The organism is Xanthomonas sp. WHRI 8393, assembly GCF_040203315.1.
Lineage (GTDB): Bacteria > Pseudomonadota > Gammaproteobacteria > Xanthomonadales > Xanthomonadaceae > Xanthomonas > Xanthomonas arboricola.
On sequence record NZ_JBEGGL010000003.1, the window covers coordinates 128,835 to 147,029 of the forward strand.

Consider the following 18,195-nt stretch of genomic DNA (forward strand, 5'->3'; position numbering starts at 1 on the left):
CCAATGCCAACCCGACGAGACGTCATCAAAACCCTGGCCGTTGCGAGTGTCGCAACCGCCTTCCCTGGAGCGAATACCGCCATGGCTGCACCGACCACACTGACGTATCAACATTTCCCCGCCGGCGAACATGGGTTCTTCCGCGCGCCGGCGCTGATTTCCGGCACGCACGATGCGGTGCTGATCGATGGCGGCTTCACCCTGCCTGACGGCAAGGCGCTGGTCGAGGCGATCCGCGCCAGCGGCAAGACGCTGACCACCATCTACATCAGCCAGAGCGACCCGGACTACTACTTCAGCCTGGCGCCGATCAAGGCTGCCTTCCCCAAGGCACGCGTCATCGCCGCCTCGGCCACCATCGCGGCGATCAAGGGCAATGTCGAAAAGAAACTGGCCACCTGGGGCCCGCAGCTGAAGGAAAACGGCCCGCAGCGCCTGACCGACATCGTGATGCCGGAGGCCTTCGATGGCCCTGCGCTCACACTGGAAGGCCACGCGCTGGAGATCGTGGAGGCCGACGGTCTGGCCAACCGACGCTATATCTGGGTGCCTGCACTGAAGGCGATCTTCGGTGGCGTGCTGGTGTTCTCCGGCACGCATGTGTGGACCGCCGATACGCACGGCGCCGAAGGCCGTGCCGCCTGGCGCAAGACGCTGGACAGCATGGCGGCGCGTTCGCCATCGGTGGTGGTAGCCGGCCATCTGCTGCCGGGCGCGCCCACCGATGCCTCGGCCATCGCCTACACGCGCGATTATCTGCTGGCCTTCGAGAAAGAGCTGGCCAGGCACAGCAACAGTGCCGACCTGATCAAGGCCATGACCGCGCGCTACCCCGATGCCGGCATGACGGTGGCATTGCAGATCGGCGCCAAGGTCGCCACCGGCGAGATGCAGTGGGGCTGATGCGATGACGGCGCAGCCGGACATCATCCGCGCAGGCGCCGTGCATGCAGCGAACGAGTAGCACCGAGGCGCGGCAGATCCCTGCACGCCGCTGCGCTTCTGGAATAATGCAGGCTTGGCGGCGACGCCGGTCTGCATCCCGGTCTGTTGCGGGATGCGGCGCAGCCACGCCTTCCCCGCTGCATTCGCATAGGCCTTCCAATGTCCCAGACGCTCCGCATCGCCATGGCGCAGTTCGACTTCCCGGTCGGCGCCGTGGCGCGCAATACCGATCGCATCATCGACTTCATCGCGGCAGCGCGCGACGAGTTCGATGCGGACATCGTGCTGTTTCCCGAGCTGGCGATCAGCGGCTACCCGCCGGAGGATCTGCTGCTGCGGCCCGGTTTTCTCGCCCATTGCCAGGAAGCGCTGGCGCGCATCGCCGCCAGTACGCGCGGCATCGTGGCGGTGGTCGGCTGGCCGCAGAGTGCCGGCAGCGTGGTCTACAACGCCGCCAGCGTGTTGCGCGACGGGCGTATCGAGGCGACGTATCGCAAGCGCGAATTGCCCAATTACGCAGTGTTCGACGAGCGCCGCTACTTCGACGTGGACCCGGATGGCGACAACTGCGTGGTCACGGTCAAGGGCGTGCAGGTGGGCGTGGTGATCTGCGAGGACCTGTGGTTTGCCGAACCGCTGGCCAGGACCGTGCAGGCCGGCGCCGAGCTGGTGCTGGTGCCCAATGCCTCGCCCTACGAGCGCGGCAAGCATGCGCAGCGCGATGCCCTGCTGGCCGAGCGCACACGCGAGAGCGGGGCGGCGATTGCCTACCTCAACGTGGTCGGCGGCCAGGATGCGCTGGTGTTCGACGGCGCATCGGTGGTGGCCGATGGCGACGGTACCGTGCATCCGGCCGCTGCCGCCTTCGTCGATCAGTGGCTGGTGGTGGACTACGCCGCCGGCGAGCGCAGTTTCACCCCGGTGGTGTGGGTGGACGATGGCGACGAGAGCATGGATGCGCTGGCCTGGCGCGCCGTGGTGCGCGGGCTGCAGGACTATTGCCGCAAGAACGGCTTTACCAAAGTCTGGCTGGGCCTGTCCGGCGGCATCGATTCGGCGTTGGTACTGGCGATGGCGGTCGATGCGCTGGGCGGCGACAACGTCACCGCGGTGCGGTTGCCGTCGCGCTACACCGCCAACCTGTCCAACGATCTGGCCGACGAGCAATGCCGCGCGCTGGGCGTCAAGCTGGAAACCATCGCGATCGAGCCGGCGTTCGAAGGCCTGCTCGCCGCGCTGGGGCCGATGTTCGAAGGCACCCAGCCGGACATCACCGAAGAGAACCTGCAGTCGCGCAGCCGCGGGGTGATCCTGATGGCGCTGTCCAACAAGTTCGGCGGGCTGCTGCTGACCACCGGCAACAAGAGCGAATACGCGGTGGGGTACGCCACCATCTACGGCGACATGTGCGGCGGCTACGCCCCGCTCAAGGATCTATACAAGACCGAAGTGTTCGGCCTGGCCAAGTGGCGCAACACCGTGGGCGGGGCGCCGGTGATACCGCCGGCCGTGATTTCGCGCCCGCCCTCGGCCGAGTTGCGCGACAACCAGACCGATCAGGATTCGCTGCCGCCGTACGATGTGCTGGACGGCATCCTGTACCGCTACGTCGACCAGGAGCAGTCGCGCGATGACATCGTCGCGGCCGGCTATGCCGCCGACACGGTGGAGCACGTGCTGCGGCTGGTGCGGCTCAACGAATGGAAGCGCCACCAGGCCGCGCCCGGGCCCAAGGTGTCGCGGCGCGCGTTCGGGCGCGAGCGGCGTTACCCGATCACCAATGGCTATTCCGGCCAGTAGCCCGAACGGCTATTGCGGTCGGTCGCCCGTTGCATTGGCTGCCGTTGCGGTGGCCGGTGTTTGTGCGAAGCGGGTGAGCAGGTCCAGGGTCGGCTTGGGCCGGGTCAGGTCGTACATCAGGCCGAAATGACCTTCGGCGCCCTGGATGGTGGTCTGGTCCAGCAATTCGTAGACGTTCACCTCGGACACCACGTCGGCATAGTTGTCGCGCACGTTGCGCAGCAACTGCGCCAGGCTGTCGTAGCAGCCGCGGTCGCCTTCCGCACCGCCGGTGGTGTTGCCGGTGTAGATCTCCGCACAGTTGAGCTCGTTGAAGAACACCGGGGTCTTGTAGGTCTGCGCCGCGGTGCGCAGCTGGCCCAGGTACAACGCGCTCCAGTAGCCGGCATCCTGGTGGAAGGCGTAGTAGTGGAAGCTGATGTGGTCGAAATTGAAGCCGGCCGCCTTGGCCTTGGCCAGGAACCACAGCGAGCCATTGCGATCGCCGGGGCAGCGTGCGTTGGCGCTGCGGTCGTCGCTGTTGCAGGCGGTGATGTTGATGGTGAAACGCAGGCCGGCGCCCAGTTCGTTGGAGGCCTGGCGCATGCCCAGGTACATCGTGGTCATTGCCGCGATGCGGGCATCGGCCTCGGCGCGCACCAGGTCCTGTTCGTTGCCGATCTCCCAGACCTTGATGTCGGCCGCATAGCGGCGTGCCAGCTGGTAGCCGATCTCGCGCGACATCGGGTAGACCATCGGGCGCAGCGTGATGCCGTACTTGCGCGCCAGCGGGACCAGCGCATCCAGCGTTGCGTAGTCACGCGGGTCCACATCGAAGCGGTAGCTGCGCAGATTGCGTGCGGCCAGCAGCTGGAAGCGGGCCTCGGCCTGGGCCATGGAATAGCCGGGGCGATTGTCGTGAGCGTTGACGCCGTAGACGATCGGCGCCGCGGTGGCGGTGTTGGTCATCGCCGCCAGCAACAGGGCGAGCAGGAACGGGACGATGCAGCGGGACATGCGGCCTCCTGGGCGGGCGCCAGCGGGGAGTCGGGTCTTCTTCAGGGCCGAGTATAGGCAGCGCACAGGCGCGGTTCGGTGACCTGGTGCCGGGTCTGGCGAGGTGCCTGCAGCTGTCGCGGGCAGGCGCGCCCCGCGTTGCGGGAGAGGGTGGGGCGCGGGCGCGGAATGCGGGACGGCCGATCTCCCGGTCGATCAGGCGTCACTGTCGCCAGGCATCGCGAGTGCCTGCGGCAGCCGGCGCGCCGTCACCGCCGCAGGCGCGTTACCGCAATAAAAAGGGGCCTTGCGGCCCCTTTTTCTCATTACACCGGCGACTACTGTCTCAGTCGCGGCTCATCTGTGCGTTGCGCTGGCCGGTGGCGGCGGACTTCTCGCCGGCGAACGGGTTGAGCTTGCGGATGGCCCAGGGATACTTCGGCCAGTCGCCGGTCAGCCACGGGTGCTGCGGGCTGTTGAGCTCCAGCACGCGGCGTGCGTCGGCGGCCAGGGTCTTGTTGCCCAGGTGGGTGTAGGCCTCGGCCAGCACCGCGACCGCGTCGTATTGGTAGGCGCTCTGCGGATAGGTTTCCAGCAGGTAGTTGGCACGACCGGCCGCCGAGACCCAGGCGTTGCGCCGCAGGTAGTACAGCGCGTTGTCCAGTTCATGCTGGGCGAACACGTCGCGCAGCTCGATCATGCGCTTGCGCGCATCCGGCGCGTAGCGGCTGTTCGGATAGCGGTCGGTGACGGTGTTGAAGTCGTTGTAGGCCTGCTGCGGCGATGACAGGTCGCGACGGCTCGGATCCAGCGACCACACGCGGCGCAGGAACACCGTGTCGCGGTTGCTGTTAGCCAGCCCGCGCAGGTAGTACAGATACGAGATGTTGCGATGGGTCGGATAGGTCCGGATGAAGCGGTCGACGCTGGAGACGGTGTCGTCGTGCTTGCCGGCCTTGTACTGGGCATAGGCGGTTTCGATCATCGCCTGCTCGGTGTACGGGCCGTACGGGTACTGGGCGATCAGGCGCTTGTAGCTGGCTTCGGCGCCGGCCCAGTTGCCTTTCTCCATCAGGCCGTGGCCCTTGCCGTAGAGCTGCTCGACCGGCATGCCCTCATCGGGATTCTTGTCCTTGGCGCCGCGGTGGCAGCCGGTGACGACGAACGCCATGACCAGCATGAGGGCAATCAGGCGCGCAGGCGCGGAAAACGTGGACCGTCGGATCATGGGTCTGGGCAGGACGCATCAGGAAAACGAGAGCGCGATGATAGCCTAGTGGCCTGTCCGGCGACTGACTCCCGCCGCCCGGACCGCCAAATTCCCGCTTTTGCCTGAGTGCCCGTGTCCATGTCCGACCCATCTGCCGACCCCCTCGACCCGTCCATCCGCCAGGCCATCGTGCCCGACAACGCCGCTGGACGCCGTTTCGACGCGGTGCTGGCCGAGCTGTTCCCCGAATTCTCGCGCTCGCGCCTGTCTGAGTGGATCAAGTCCGGCGATGCGCTGCTGAACGGGGAAATGGCGCGCCCGCGCGACACCTTGCGCGGCGGCGAGAGCGTGCAGGTGCAGGTGGTGCTGGAAACCCAGACCCACGCCGCGCCGCAGGACATCCCGCTGAGCGTGTTGTACGAAGACGACCAGGTACTGGTGATCGACAAGCCGGCCGGGCTGGTGGTGCACCCGGGCGCGGGCAATCCGGACGGTACCCTGGTCAACGCCTTGCTGTTCCGCGACCCGGCGCTGGCGGCGGTGCCGCGCGCCGGCGTGGTGCACCGGCTGGACAAGGACACCAGTGGGGTGATGGTGGTGGCGCGTACCGTGCAGGCGCAGACCGCGCTGGTGGAACAGCTGTCCGCACGCGATGTGCATCGCCAGTACCTGGCGGTGGTGGTGGGCGCGCTGGTCTCCGGCGGCACCGCCAACGCGCCGATCGACCGCCATCCGCGCGATCGGCTGAAGATGGCGGTGCGCGACGATGGCCGCGATGCGGTCACCCATTACCGCCTGCGCGAGCGCTTCCGCGCACACACCGCGCTGGAATGCCGGCTGGAAACCGGGCGCACCCACCAGATCCGCGTGCACATGGCGCATCTGAAGTCGCCGATCGTCGGCGACCCGCTGTACGGCGGCGCGCTCAAGCTGCCCAAGGGCGCCACCGACGAACTGGTGCACGAGCTGCGCACCTTCAAGCGCCAGGCGCTGCATGCCGAAACCCTGGAATTCCTGCACCCGGTCAGCGGCGAGCCGGTGCGCGCCAGCGCGCCGGTGCCGGCCGACCTGCAGCGGCTGATGACGGCCCTGCGCGAAGACAGCGCACGCGCCGCCGAGCTGGCACGCCGCTGACGTGGCCGCTGCCGCGCCCTTCGTGCTGCCGGCCGACTGGCCGGCGCCACCACGCATCCATGCGCTGACCACGCTGCGTCACGGCCTGGGCGGCTCGCTGGCGCCGTTCGACACGCTCAACCTCGGCAACCGCAACAGTGCCGATGGCGACGCGCCGGAGCAGGTGGAACGCAACCGGGCGCTGCTGGTCGAGGCGCTGGTACTGCCCGGTACCCCGCAGTGGCTGCGTCAGGTGCATGGGGTGGAGGTGCTGCGTGTCGACGCGCCCGTGCTCGCGCCCGGCGAACAGCCGCCTGCAGCGGGCACTGTCGCGCCAGGCGCGCGGGAACCGGTCGCCGATGCAGCGGTGACCGCCGTGCCCGGCGTGGTGCTGGCGATCCTCACCGCCGATTGCCTGCCGGTCGTGTTAGCCGCTGGCGATGGCAGCGAAGTGGCCGCCGCGCATGCAGGCTGGCGCGGCCTGGCCGACGGCATGCTGGAGCGCAGCGTGGCGGCGATGCGCACACCGCCGCAGCAGGTGATGGCATGGTTGGGGCCGGCAGCGGGGCCGCAGGCCTATGAAATCGGTGAAGACGTGTTCAACGCCTTCGTCGCGCACGATGCGCAGGCGCAACGCGCGTTTGTCGCGACCCGTCCGGGGCATTGGCGGGTGGACTTGTATGCGTTGGCGCGTCAGCGCCTGCAGCATGCCGGTGTGCCGGCCAGCGCCATCCATGGCGGCGGGCTGTGCACCATTTCCGAGCCGCAACGTTTCTTCTCGCATCGTCGCGACCGTCGCAGCGGACGCATGGCCACGCTGGCATGGATCGCGCCCTGAGCGTGCCGTTATTTGCGCAGGTGCTGGGGCAGGACGCGTTCGCGCAGCTGCCTGCGCCGGTGCGCGCGCTGCATTCGGTGCAGCAGCGGCAGACCTTCGCCGGCCGGGCAAGGATTCAACGCGGGACGCATGCGCTGGTCCCGTTACTGGCGCTGCTGAGCCGCTTGCCGCGCAGTGGCGAGGTGGAGGTCGAAGTGGAGTTTCTCGCAGACGCGGCGGGCGAGCGCTGGCATCGCCGGTTCGGCGGCCTGCCGATGCATTCGCGCCTGTGGCGCGAGGGGACGCGCTTGCGCGAACATCTGGGCGCGGTGCGGTTTGAATTCGCGCTGCGCGCCGACGCGCAATCGCTGTACTGGCAGGCTACGCGGGTATGGGCATTGGGCTGGATCCGGTTGCCTGCGCGCTGGTTCGAGCAGGTGCGTTGCCGCGAGCATGCCGACGCCGGGTGTTACGGATTCCTGGTCGACGTGCACTTGCCGCTGGTCGGCCCGTTCATTCGCTACGAGGGCTGGCTTGAACCGCGTTGATCCACCGCTCGTTGACGTATCTCAGCTGGAGTCGTCTCGGTTGGAGACTCCTCACTTGAAGCCGTCGCGCGTGGAGCCGCCCGGCCGTCAGCCAGGTGCTGTGCCCGCGACCATCGTGTTCGATGGCGTGTGCCTGCTGTGCAATGGCTGGGTCAGGTTCCTGCTGCGTCATGATCGACGCGGGCGTTATCGCTTTGCCGCAATGCAGGGCCAGGCCGGACGTGCGCTGTTGCAGCAGCATGGGCTGGATCCGGACGACCCGTTGTCGTTTCTGTTGGTGGATGACCGCGGTGCGTGGACCGACAGCGACGCGATCGTGCGGGTGCTGGCCGGGTTGGGCGGCTTCTGGCGGCTGGCCACGGTGTTGCGCGTGGTGCCGCGTCGCGTGCGCGACATCGGCTATCGCCTGATCGCACGCCATCGCTACCGCTGGTTCGGTCGCACCGAGCATTGCATGCTGCCGACACCGGAGCAGCGCGAGCGGTTTCTCGACTAGCGCCCCAGCTAGACGTAGGAGCGCACCTGGGCGCGATGGGGCGTTACCGGGAAAGCTTCGTCGCGCCCGGGTGCGCTCCTACGACTGCGCGCTGATTTCTCTGATGGCTTGTCGATACGGAGTGCTGTTCGGCCGCGTGCTCTGGATCTGTGGTGGCGGACAGGCAGGCCTGCTCGGTGTAGGAGCGTACCTGGGCGCGATGGGGCGTTACCGATAAAGCTTCGTCGCGCCCAGGTGCGCTCCTACGACTGCGCGCTGATTTCTCTGATGGCTTGTCGATACGGAGTACTGTTCGGCCGCGTGCGCTGGATCTGTGGTGGCGGACAGGCACGCCTGCTTTGTGTAGGAGCGCACCTGGGCGCGATGGGCGTTACCGGGAAAGCTTCGTCGCGCCCGGGTGCGCTCCTACGACTGCGCGCTGATTTCTATGATGGCTTGTCGATACGGAGTGCTGTTCGGCCGCGTGCGTTGGATCTGTGGTGGCGGACAGGCACGCCTGCTTTGTGTAGGAGCGCACCTGGGCGCGATGGGGCGTTACCGATAAAGCTTCGTCGCGCCCGGGTGCGCTCCTACGACTGCGCGTTGATTTCTATGATGGCTTGTCGATACGGAGTGCTGTTCGGCCGCGTGTGCTGGATCTGAGGTGGCGGACAGGCACGCCTGCTTTGTGTAGGAGCGCACCTGGGCGCGATGCGGCGTTACCGGGAAGGCTTCGTCGCGCCCTGGTGCGCTCCTACGGTGATTCCGTGACGGCGGCTTACGCGGCTGCGTTTTTGAAGCTTGCGGGCGCTGCTCTCGGGTTGCCGCTGTGCGCAGGCTGCAGGCGGAAGATCGACACCGCATCGGCCAGTTCCACGGCCTGTTCTTCCAGGCTGCGCGCGGCGGCGGTGGCTTCTTCCACCAGCGCGGCGTTGCGTTGGGTGACTTCGTCCAGTTGCGCGACGGTGCGGTTGACCTGTTCGATGCCGCTGGATTGCTCGGCGCTGGCGGCGGTGATCTCGCTCATGATGTCGGTGACGTGTTTGACCGAGCCGACGATCTCGCGCATGGTCGCGCCGGCGCGGTGCACCAGGCCCGAGCCCAGTTCGACCTTGTCGGTGGAGTCGGCGATCAGCGTCTTGATCTCCTTGGCCGCATCGGCCGAGCGCCGCGCCAGCGCGCGCACTTCCGAGGCGACCACCGCAAAGCCGCGGCCCTGTTCGCCGGCGCGTGCCGCTTCCACCGCGGCGTTGAGCGCCAGGATATTGGTCTGGAAGGCGATGCCGTCGATGACGCCGATGATCTCGCCGATCTTGCGCGAGGCGGTGCTGATCTGGCCCATGGTGGACACCACATCGTCCATCACCTGGCCGCCGTTGTGCGCGACTTCGCCGGTGCCCACTACCAGCCGGTTGGCCTGCAGCGCGCTGTCGGCGTTCTGCTTCACGGTGGAGGTGAGTTCTTCCATGGAGCTGGCGGTTTCCTCCAGATTGGCGGCCTGCTGCTCGGTGCGCTCGGACAGGTCGGCGTTGCCGGCGGCGATTTCCACCGCCGCGCGGCGGATCGTGTCCGATGCGATCTGGATGTCGCCGATGATCTCGGTCAGCCGGGTCACGGTCTGGTTGGTGTCGTCGCGCAGGCGCGCGAAGATGCCGTGCGCATCGCCCTCCACGCGCTGGGTGAGGTCGCCTTCGGCCAGTGCACCGATCACCCGCGCCAAGGCGGCCAGGTGGGTTTCCACCGAGTCGTAGATGCGGTTGATGCCCTGCGCCAGCGACAGCAGCACGCCATCCATGCCGTCGATCTGCATGCGCCGGCTGAAATCGCCGGCCGCGGCGGCATCGATGATCTGGATCAGCGCCTGCTCGGCGTTGACCTGCGCGGTGACGTCCATCCACTGCGCGATGGTGCCGAGCTTGGTGCCGTCGGCGGCGATGATCGGGCTGTAGACGAAGTCGATCTGGCGGCCGAAGAACGGCGCGCGCACCGCCTTGGAGGCGTTCAGCGCACGCATGCGGTCGATCGCGGCTTGGCTGTCGGGATAGATGTCGCCGATGCTGCCGCCGACGAAGCCTTCGGCATGGAAGCTGGGGCGGAAGCTCTGCACATCCGGCTCGATCAGCTTGAGCATCGCCAGCAGTTTGCGGTTGGCAAACAGCACTTGGCCGTCGTCGTCGGCGATGCGGATCATGGTGTCCAGATCGTCCAGCGCCTTGATCACGAACTGGCCGTGGCGCAGCCCCTGTTCCATCACATCGAGGCGGATGGCCAGCTTGTCCTGGGTCGCCTGCAGGGCGTGCAGCAACGGCGCGAGTTCGCCGGAGGCGGTGCGCAGATCCAGGCGCTGAAAGCGCCCTTCACCGATGGCGGTCACCGTGCCGATCGCCTGTTGCAGTTGCGCCAGACCGCGACGGCGTGCCCACCACCACAGCCCGGCACTTGCCGCGCCCAGCACCAGCAGCGCCGGTAGCAAGCGGCCCAAGCCGCTCCAGACACCGCCGGGCAGCAGCGTGGCGGCGTAGAGCGCCAGCAAGCCCAGCAGCCCGATCTGTGCAGCGGCAGGCAGCCATGCGGCCGTGCTGGCACGCGCAAGGTTCCGGCCGGAAGGCGGGCGGGAGACGGCGGTGGCATCGGGTGAGGGCGACATAGGCTGAGTCCAACTGAGTGATTCGGAGTGGGGAGCGGCGTCCTGCGCTGCATGGGCTGCTATGGGGTATCGGCGGCCGAGCCCGAATCATGACGGCGTGAAATCACCGTTCGTCGGAATCTGCCGACCAGACCCCCGAAAACACCGATGTAGTTGATTTGGAAGCGGTTTCAGTACGTCCCGATGTGCTGCGGAACCGTGATTTGCAGCCGGATACCGGTCTTGGAATTGTAAATTTCACGTGAAATATCGGCGGGCTCCGTAAACACTTCGTAGACCTCGACGCCACGCAGTCCGATCGCATGCACGCCACCAAGACTGGCCAGCGGCGCCATCGGTGCAACGCGACGAACACGCATCGAAGCGCGGGGAATCGGGAGTGGGGATTGGGGAATCGGGCGCGCCATCAATCCAGCCCAGCCCTGAAAGACGACAGAAAAGCGCCTTTCCCATTCCCGAATCCCGATTCCCGATTCCCAAAAAAAAACCGGCCATCTCACGATGACCGGTCTATCGATGCCCAACTAGCTGACGTTACACCGGCTTACTTCGCCGGCTTGGCGCCCGCGTCGTCCGGCAGCGCCCAGGCGATCACGCTGTCGCCCGACTTGGTTTCCATGCGGTCGTGCCCACCCACGGCGGCCACGATGTACTGCTTGCCGTCGATGGTGTAGCTCAGCGGGGCGGCCTGCGGGCCGGCCGGCACGCGGGTCTCCCAGACCTGCTTGCCGGTGCGGGTGTCGAAGCCGCGCATGAAGTCGTCCAGGGTCGCGCCGATGAAGGTCACGCCGCCGGCGGTGGCCAGCGAACCGCTGTTGTTGGGCGTGCCGATCTCGAACTTGGTCTTGGACGGGATACCCATCGGGCCCTGGTCGTAACCGGTGCCCAGCGGACGCCGCCAGAGCACCTGCTGGGTGCGCAGGTCCACGCCGGAGATGTAGCCCCACGGCGGTGCCACGCACGGCGTGTTGAGCGGCGACATCCACGGCTCCTTGCGGGCGCCGTAGGCCAGGCCCTTCTGCGCCATGTAGCCCGGCGTCTTGCTCTTGCCGTCGAACACCGACACCACGCCCAGCTCATTCATCTTTTCGCGGGTGTAGACCTGCAGGGTGTAGGGCAGGCGATTGCTGTTCATCACCATGATGCCGCGCTGCAGATCGACCGAGACGCCGCCCCAGTTGATGCCGCCGTGGTTGCCGGTGAAGGCCAGCGAGCCCTGCAGGGTCGGCGGGGTGAACATGCCTTCGTAGCGCAGCTGCTTGAACTGGATGCGGCAGGCCAGCTGGTCGAACGGGGTCATGCCCCAGGCGTCGGATTCGACGATGGTTTCGTACTCGCGGCTCGGTGCGCCCACGGTATTGGGCATGCCCGGCGAGATCGGCTGGGTGGCCGCGGTCCAGTCGCCGTGATCGGTGCCCTGCGGCACGGCGATCTGCTTGACCGGCATGAGCGGGGCACCGGTGGCGCGGTCCAGCACGAACACCTGGCCGGACTTGGTGGCCTGGATCACCGCAGGACGGGTACCACCGCCGGCGACCGGCCAGTCGACCAGGTTCGGTTGCGGGCCGATGTCGTAATCCCACAGGTCGTGGTTGACGGTGCGGAAGTGCCAACGCTCCTTGCCGGTGGCCGCATCCACGGCAACCAGCGAGGCGGTGTATTCCTCATCCTGCGGGGTACGGCCCTTGCCGAAGAAATCGCCCGAGGCATTGCCGGTCGGCAGATAGACCAGGCCCAGCTCGTCGTCGGCGGCCATCAGCGACCACACGTTCGGGGTGGAACGGGTATAGGTCTGCCCCGCCGGCGGCTCGGCGGTGATCGCCGGGTTGCCCAGGTCCCAGGCCCAGCGCAGCTGGCCGGTGAGCGCATCGAAGCCACGCACCACGCCCGACGGCGCATCGCCTTCCTGGCCGTCGCGCACCTGGCCGGTGGGCTGGATCACCACGCCGCGCATCACCACCGGCGGCGAGGTCGGGCCGACAAAGCCCGGCTTGGTGTTGCCGGTGCCGGCATTGAGATCGACAAAGCCGTTGTTGCCGAAGCTGGTGCACAGCTTGCCGGTCTGCGCGTCCAGCGCGCCGAGGCGGCCATCGACCATCGGCCAGAAGATCCGCGTCGGGCACTCGGCGGTGCCTTGTGGGGCCTGGTAGTACGACACGCCGCGGCAGGTGGTGGCGGCAACGCCGGCCATCGCCTTGGGGTTGGTCTGCGGGTCGAAGCGCCAGCGCTCCTTGCCGTTGGCCGCTTCCACCGCGATCACCTTCTGGGTCGGGGTGCAGATGTAGAGCAGCTCGCCGACCTTGAGCGGGGTGTTCTGGAAAGCGTAGCCCAGCTTGGAGCCGGCCGGCTTCAGATCGCCGGTATGGAACTCCCAGGCCACCTTCAAGTTCTTGGCGTTCTCCGGGGTGATCTGCGCACCGGGGGTGTAGTGGTTGGACAGGTTGGAGCCGGCGTACGAGGTCCAGTTGCTGGCATCGTGATTGGCCGCGACGTTGCCGTCCGGGCTGGGCACGTTGGCGCGGCTGAACGGCGTCGCATTCTCGGCCGGCAGCTTGGAGGCATCGGCCAGTTCGACATTGCGCGGCACCAGCAGTGGCCACAGGATCAGCGTCGCGCCCAGGATCGGCAGCACGCCAGTCACCAGCACATAGCCCAGTCCCGACAGCGGCTGCATACGGCGACGGGCCACGCCCCAGAACGGCAGCAGCACCAGCCCCAGCACCGACATCCAGGCCAGACGCGGGACCAGGCCCCAGCCATCCAGGCCCACTTCCCACAGCGCCCAGGCGATGGTGGCCGCCAGCGTGGCGCCGAACAGCCACAGGCCGGCACGCTTGCCCAGTGCCAGCAACACGCCGGCCAGGAACAGGCCGATGCCCGCCAGCAGGTAATACCAGGAGCCACCGACGGCGACCAGGCGGCCGCCCTCGTAGGCAAGCACCGCACCGAGCACGGCGATCACCACGGCATAGACCACCAGCAACCAGGTGCCTAGTCCACGTTTTGAGGATTGATCAGTCATTTTGAGATGTCAGGAAGGACCCAGGCACCGGCAGGCGGTGGCGAGTCGTGGAGGGAGCAAGATCACAGGCTGGCAAAGGGCGGCCTTGGATCCAACAAAAACGTCCTAAAGCAGAACGTCCGGATATGAACGCGCAGCCCCTCCCAGGGTCCTCAGCGCTACTCATGCAGATATTTTAGACCGCAATGACGCGTGTGTCCGTGACGGAATGAGAACCAACGTTCCAGGCCATGCGGTTGAGGCGCTGGAATTACTCAAATTCGATGCGGCTGAAGATTGCTGTGGGTGTCAGGCGGTGTTGGGTGCATTCGCATGTGGCGACAAATGCAGGATCCTGCAGTAGTTCTATTGAGTTATTGACTCAAGCGGTGAGGCGGGATTTGGCATTCGGGAGTAGGGATTTGTAGAAGCTGGGAGTTTGCGCTTCGGACATTTCCACTTGTACGTGCACGCGTACTCTCATCCGCCCTTCGGGCACCTTCTCCCGAGGGGAGAAGATGGGGGCGCTGCCGGTGCGCAGCGCGTCTGTGCTGATAGCGTGGTGCTGGCAGCCTGCGTTGCGGACAACGGAGTCAGATATCTGCAAGTGCCTGCAGGTAGCGCTGGCGCCAGTGATTGATGTTGTTCTTGCGCAGATGATCCATCATCGCGCTCCAGCGTTCGATGCGTGTTGCCAGCGGCATGCTTGCCGCAGTGGCGATCGCGTCGGCCACGCCGTCCAGATCGTGCGGATTGACCAGCAGTGCCTCTTTCATTTCGTCCGCTGCACCGGCCAGCAACGACAGCACCAGGACGCCCGGATTCTGCGGATCCTGCGCCGCGACGAATTCCTTGGCGACCAGGTTCATGCCATCGCGCAGTGGCGTGACCAGGCCGACCGAGGCTGCGCGATAGAAGCCGGTCAACGTTGCATGGCTGAAGTTCTGATTGACGTAGCGCAGCGGCGTCCAATCCGGCTCGGCATGTCCACCGTTGATGTGGCCGGCGATCTGTTCCAGCTGCCCGCGCAACTGGCGATACTCGTTGACGTCGCCGCGCGATACCGGCGCGATCTGTAGATAGGTCAGGCTGCCGGATTGGTCCGGATAACGCTCCAGATAGCGCTCAAAGCCCTGGAAGCGTTCCGGCAGGCCCTTAGAATAATCCAGCCGGTCCACGCCGATCGCCAGTTGCCGGCCGCGCAGGCTTTCGCGCAGGTCGCGCACCGCCTGCTTGCCGACCGAGGCCTTGGCCTGGTTGGCGATCAGGTCGGTATCGATCCCGATCGGGAACGCCGCGGCACTGAAGCGACGCCCGCCGGGGCCTTCGACGATGTCGCCTTCAAGAATGCGGCCACCGCCGAACAGACGCACATAGGCCTTGAAGCGCTCGGCATCGCGCTGGGTCTGGAAGCCGACCAGGTCGTACGCATAGAACGTGCTGAACAAGCGCGCGTGATCCGGCATCGCCTGCATCAGGTCGGCCGAGGGCATCGGCACGTGCAGGAAGAAGCCCATCTTGCAGCCTACACCCAGCTCGCGCAGCATCGCGCCCAGCGGAATCATGTGGTAATCGTGGATCCACAGCGTGTCGCTGTCCTTCAACAACGGCGCCAGCTTTTCGGCGAATAGCCGGTTGACGCGCATATAGCCTTCGCGGGTGGCGCGGTCGTAATCGACCAGGTCCAGGCGGAAGTGCAGCAGCGGCCACAGCGTGCGATTGGCGAACCCGTTGTAGTAGGAATCGATGTCGCGCTTGTTGAGGTCCATGGTGACGAACTTGATGTCGCCCTCGGTCTGTTCGTGCATGCCGCCGCTGTCGCCGCGGACGGTCTTGCCGCTCCAGCCGAACCACACACCGCCGCGCTCCTTGAGTGCAGCCAACAGACCAACCGCCAGCCCGCCGGCGCGGTTTTCGCCGGGCACTGCAACGCGGTTGGATACCACCACCAAACGACTCATGACGCCTCCTGCCAGCTCCGCGACAAGCGCATCGCTGCGATGATCAAGCCCACATGCGAATAGGTCTGGGGGAAATTCCCCCAGGCTTCGCCGTCTTCAAACGATAGATCCTCCGACAGCAAGCCGAGGTGATTGCGGCGCGAGAGGATGCGTTCGAACAATTCACGCGCCTCCTCCTTGCGACCGATCGCGGCCAGCGCGTCGATGTACCAGAACGTGCAGATGGTGAAGCTGGTTTCCGGCTCACCGAAGTCATCCGGTGCGATGTAGCGATACAGCGCATCGCCATGCTTGAGCACGCGGCCAACCGCTTCGACCGTGCGCACGAAGCGGCTGTCGTCGTTGGCGACGATGCCGATATCGGCCAGCAGCAACAGCGATGCGTCCAGGCGATGACCGCCCAGCGTATCGGTGAAATGACCGCGTTCTTCGCTCCAGGCCTCGCCCAGCACGCGTTCGCGGATGGTGTCGGCGCGCTCGCGCCAGTACACGCTGCGCTCAGGCAGCACCAGCCGGTCGGCGATCTTGGAGAGGCGATCGCAGGCAGCCCAGCACATCGCAGCGGTGTAGGTATGCACCTCGGCGCGGCCGCGGAATTCCCACAGGCCGGCATCGGGCACGTTGTGCAGCGCGAAGGCGCGCTCGCCCAGCGGCTCCAGGCGGCGGAAGGTGTCCGCATCGCCCTGGTCCTTCAGGCGCAGGTCGAAGAACAGCTGGGTGGACGCCAGCACCACGCTGCCGTAGACATCGTGCTGCTGCTGGATCCAGGCCAGGTTGCCGCGGCGTACCGGGCCCATGCCGCGGTAGCCGTCCATCGTTTCGACTTCGTGCTCTTCCAGCTGGGATTCGAAACCGATGCCATACAGCGGCTGCATGGTGCCGTCGGCGGTGGCGATATTGAAGATGTAGCCGATGAACTGCTCCATCGTGCGGGTGGCGCCCAGGCGATTCAGCGCACGCACCACGAATGCGGCGTCGCGCAGCCAGCAATAGCGGTAATCCCAGTTGCGCGGGGTGTTGGGGGCTTCCGGGATCGAGGTGGTCATCGCCGCGATGATGGCGCCGCTGTCTTCGTACTGGCACAGCTTGAGCGTGATTGCGCTGCGGATCACCGCTTCCTGCCAGTCGAGCGGAATCGACAGGTAGCGCACCCATTCGCGCCAGTATTCTTCGGTGCGTTCCTGCGCTTCCTGCACGTAGCCGGTGAGCGAGCGGGTCAGCGATTCGTCCACGCCCAGCACCAGGTTGACCGGGTGGCTGAGCACGAACGGCAGGCCGTCGCGCACGAAGCGTACCGGCACGTCGGTGGTCAGGCGCAGAGTGAATTCGGGCAGCACCCAGCGGATGTGATTGCTGCCCCAGGTGGTTTCCGGGCTGCGTCCGCCCCAGTCGGCCAGCGGGCGGGCGCGCACGATGATGCGCGGGTTGCCTGCGAGCGGGCGGATCTGCCGGATGATGCTGACGGGCCGGTAGAAGCGCCCGTTATTGCGCCAGCGCGGTGCGAAGTCGATCACTTCCACTTCGCCGCCGTGGTGGTCGCGCAACACGGTGCGCAGCACTGCGGTATTGGGCAGGTAGTGTTGCTCGCTGCTGGCGAAGTCCTCCAGCTCCACGGCAAAGTCGCCGCCTTCGCGCTTGGGCGAGAGCAGCGAACAGAACGCCGGGTCGCCGTCGAAGGCCGGCAGGCAACTCCACACCACGCGTGCCTGCCGATCGACCAATGCCCCAAAGCTGCAGTTGCCGATGACGCCCAGATCCAGGTTTGGCTCGGTCATGGAGTGCGAACGATCCTTTTGAAGAGAAGAGGGGAAGGCGCGCCGCGCTCAGACCTGACGCGCGTTGCGTTGCAGCCACGCATGCACGTCGGCGGTACCGTCGACGCGGAAGCGCGCGCTGGTTTCGGCGCGATCGCCGACCAGCACGCTCCAGCCGCCGAGACGATTGGCCGCTTCGAAACCGAATTCGTCGGTGAGGTCGTCGCCGACGAACACCGGCGTGCGGCCGGCGAATGCGCCCTGCTGCATCAGTTGTTCGACCGCCAGGCCCTTGTTGCTGCCTTCGGGGACGAATTCGACCACGTGATCGCCCGGTTGCAGGCGGTACCCGGAAAGCTGGGCGATTTCCTGCTGCGCAAAGGCGAGCACGTCGGGGCCGGCCAGCGGCTGTGCGCGCCAATGCAGCGCGACGCTGACGCCTTTGTCTTCGACCAGCACGCCGGGGTGCCGGTGCGTGAGTGCGGCGGCACGCTGATGCAGGCCATGCAGCCACTCGGAGGTGTCCTGCGGCATCGCCGCACGTGCGGCGATGTCGCTGCGCAGTTCGTGTCCGTGCAGGCCGGCGGCCGGAAGCAACAATGGCGCGAACAAGGCGTCCAGTTGCGACAGCGGTCGGCCGCTGACCAGCGCCACGGCGCCCTGCAGGCGGTCGCTTAACTGGCCGATGGCCGCGCGGACCTCGGGCAGGAGCCGCACAGCCTCGGGGCTGTCGGCGAAGTCGATGAGGGTACCGTCCACGTCCAGAAACAATGCGCAGGCATCGTCCAGCAATGGCGGCGACGGAAGGGGGGAGTGCACGTCTGCCATCGCGCTAGTGTGCGCAAGGCGATGTGATATTCAGGTTATGCAACAGCGGGGAGTGGGGATTCGGGAGTGGGGATTGGCGATGCGCCGCCCTTGCCAATCCCGAATCCCCAATCCACCCATC

At 66.6% G+C, this 18,195-nt stretch carries 14 protein-coding genes; 6 read left to right on the plus strand and 8 right to left on the minus strand.

The annotated features are described in order from the left end of the window. Window positions 1–81: 81 nt before the first annotated feature. Together ABQ137_RS11070 and ABQ137_RS11075 are read left to right on the plus strand one after the other, a co-directional pair. The gene (locus ABQ137_RS11070) at window positions 82–903 is read left to right on the plus strand and encodes an MBL fold metallo-hydrolase (RefSeq protein WP_349782470.1); all 822 of its coding nucleotides are present in this window, start codon (window positions 82–84) and stop codon (window positions 901–903) included. A 201-nt stretch (window positions 904–1,104) separates the two neighbouring features. Continuing rightward, window positions 1,105–2,745, plus strand: coding sequence for an NAD+ synthase (locus ABQ137_RS11075; protein ID WP_039519390.1), 1,641 nt, complete (start codon window positions 1,105–1,107; stop codon window positions 2,743–2,745). 9 nt (window positions 2,746–2,754) lie between these two features. On the opposite strand, the gene ABQ137_RS11080 is transcribed toward ABQ137_RS11075, so the two are convergent. Beyond that, window positions 2,755–3,741 (minus strand): glycoside hydrolase family protein, encoded by a 987-nt coding sequence (locus ABQ137_RS11080; RefSeq protein ID WP_184518091.1) that lies wholly within the window; start codon window positions 3,739–3,741, stop codon window positions 2,755–2,757. 325 nt (window positions 3,742–4,066) lie between these two features. Then, window positions 4,067–4,948 (minus strand): outer membrane protein assembly factor BamD, encoded by an 882-nt coding sequence (locus ABQ137_RS11085; protein ID WP_024939405.1) that lies wholly within the window; start codon window positions 4,946–4,948, stop codon window positions 4,067–4,069. Between the two features lie 120 nt (window positions 4,949–5,068). Here ABQ137_RS11085 and rluD point away from each other — a divergent pair, with 120 nt between their 5' ends. The 4 genes from rluD to ABQ137_RS11105 all read left to right on the plus strand — a co-directional run bounded on the left by rluD (window position 5,069) and on the right by ABQ137_RS11105 (window position 7,904). Continuing rightward, window positions 5,069–6,064 (plus strand): 23S rRNA pseudouridine(1911/1915/1917) synthase RluD, encoded by a 996-nt coding sequence (gene rluD, locus ABQ137_RS11090; protein WP_054592204.1) that lies wholly within the window; start codon window positions 5,069–5,071, stop codon window positions 6,062–6,064. 1 nt (window position 6,065) lies between these two features. Next, on the plus strand, window positions 6,066–6,881 hold the full coding sequence (pgeF, locus tag ABQ137_RS11095; protein ID WP_184518093.1) for a peptidoglycan editing factor PgeF: 816 nt from the start codon (window positions 6,066–6,068) through the stop codon (window positions 6,879–6,881). A gap of 2 nt (window positions 6,882–6,883) precedes the next feature. Further along, window positions 6,884–7,408, plus strand: coding sequence for a DUF4166 domain-containing protein (locus ABQ137_RS11100; protein ID WP_184429109.1), 525 nt, complete (start codon window positions 6,884–6,886; stop codon window positions 7,406–7,408). A gap of 70 nt (window positions 7,409–7,478) precedes the next feature. Continuing rightward, complete coding sequence (locus ABQ137_RS11105) at window positions 7,479–7,904, plus strand: thiol-disulfide oxidoreductase DCC family protein (RefSeq protein WP_166767399.1); 426 nt, start codon at window positions 7,479–7,481, stop codon at window positions 7,902–7,904. 757 nt (window positions 7,905–8,661) lie between these two features. Here ABQ137_RS11105 and ABQ137_RS11110 read toward each other — a convergent pair. The 6 genes from ABQ137_RS11110 to otsB form a co-directional block, all read right to left on the minus strand. Continuing rightward, entirely contained in the window at window positions 8,662–10,530 is a 1,869-nt protein-coding gene (locus ABQ137_RS11110) for a methyl-accepting chemotaxis protein (RefSeq protein WP_349782473.1), read from the minus strand. A 170-nt stretch (window positions 10,531–10,700) separates the two neighbouring features. After that, the gene (locus ABQ137_RS11115) at window positions 10,701–10,865 is read right to left on the minus strand and encodes a hypothetical protein (RefSeq protein WP_349782475.1); all 165 of its coding nucleotides are present in this window, start codon (window positions 10,863–10,865) and stop codon (window positions 10,701–10,703) included. Window positions 10,866–11,074: 209 nt separating this feature from the next. Then, a complete protein-coding gene (locus tag ABQ137_RS11120; RefSeq protein WP_180970464.1) occupies window positions 11,075–13,513 on the minus strand; it encodes a glucose/quinate/shikimate family membrane-bound PQQ-dependent dehydrogenase in 2,439 nt (812 codons plus the stop codon). 611 nt (window positions 13,514–14,124) lie between these two features. Then, window positions 14,125–15,492: an alpha,alpha-trehalose-phosphate synthase (UDP-forming) gene (gene otsA / locus ABQ137_RS11125; protein ID WP_047127075.1), complete on the minus strand. Its 1,368-nt coding sequence runs from the start codon at window positions 15,490–15,492 to the stop codon at window positions 14,125–14,127. Continuing rightward, window positions 15,489–17,267: a glycoside hydrolase family 15 protein gene (locus ABQ137_RS11130; RefSeq protein WP_039525842.1), complete on the minus strand. Its 1,779-nt coding sequence runs from the start codon at window positions 17,265–17,267 to the stop codon at window positions 15,489–15,491. Before ABQ137_RS11130 ends, otsA begins: the two co-directional genes overlap by 4 nt. A gap of 48 nt (window positions 17,268–17,315) precedes the next feature. Continuing rightward, window positions 17,316–18,074 (minus strand): trehalose-phosphatase, encoded by a 759-nt coding sequence (gene otsB / locus ABQ137_RS11135; protein ID WP_349782477.1) that lies wholly within the window; start codon window positions 18,072–18,074, stop codon window positions 17,316–17,318. Window positions 18,075–18,195: the final 121 nt, after the last annotated feature.

Bases quoted from the DNA above. Each gene is read 5' to 3' on its own strand.
- ABQ137_RS11115 (WP_349782475.1), bottom strand. From the start codon at position 10,865: ATGGCGCCGCTGGCCAGTCTTGGTGGCGTGCATGCGATCGGACTGCGT.
- ABQ137_RS11075 (WP_039519390.1), top strand. From the start codon at position 1,105: ATGTCCCAGACGCTCCGCATCGCCATGGCGCAGTTCGACTTCCCGGTC.
- ABQ137_RS11080 (WP_184518091.1), bottom strand. From the start codon at position 3,741: ATGTCCCGCTGCATCGTCCCGTTCCTGCTCGCCCTGTTGCTGGCGGCG.
- otsB (WP_349782477.1), bottom strand. From the start codon at position 18,074: ATGGCAGACGTGCACTCCCCCCTTCCGTCGCCGCCATTGCTGGACGAT.
- ABQ137_RS11130 (WP_039525842.1), bottom strand. From the start codon at position 17,267: ATGACCGAGCCAAACCTGGATCTGGGCGTCATCGGCAACTGCAGCTTT.
- ABQ137_RS11085 (WP_024939405.1), bottom strand. From the start codon at position 4,948: ATGATCCGACGGTCCACGTTTTCCGCGCCTGCGCGCCTGATTGCCCTC.
- ABQ137_RS11070 (WP_349782470.1), top strand. From the start codon at position 82: ATGGCTGCACCGACCACACTGACGTATCAACATTTCCCCGCCGGCGAA.
- ABQ137_RS11110 (WP_349782473.1), bottom strand. From the start codon at position 10,530: ATGTCGCCCTCACCCGATGCCACCGCCGTCTCCCGCCCGCCTTCCGGC.
- otsA (WP_047127075.1), bottom strand. From the start codon at position 15,492: ATGAGTCGTTTGGTGGTGGTATCCAACCGCGTTGCAGTGCCCGGCGAA.
- rluD (WP_054592204.1), top strand. From the start codon at position 5,069: ATGTCCGACCCATCTGCCGACCCCCTCGACCCGTCCATCCGCCAGGCC.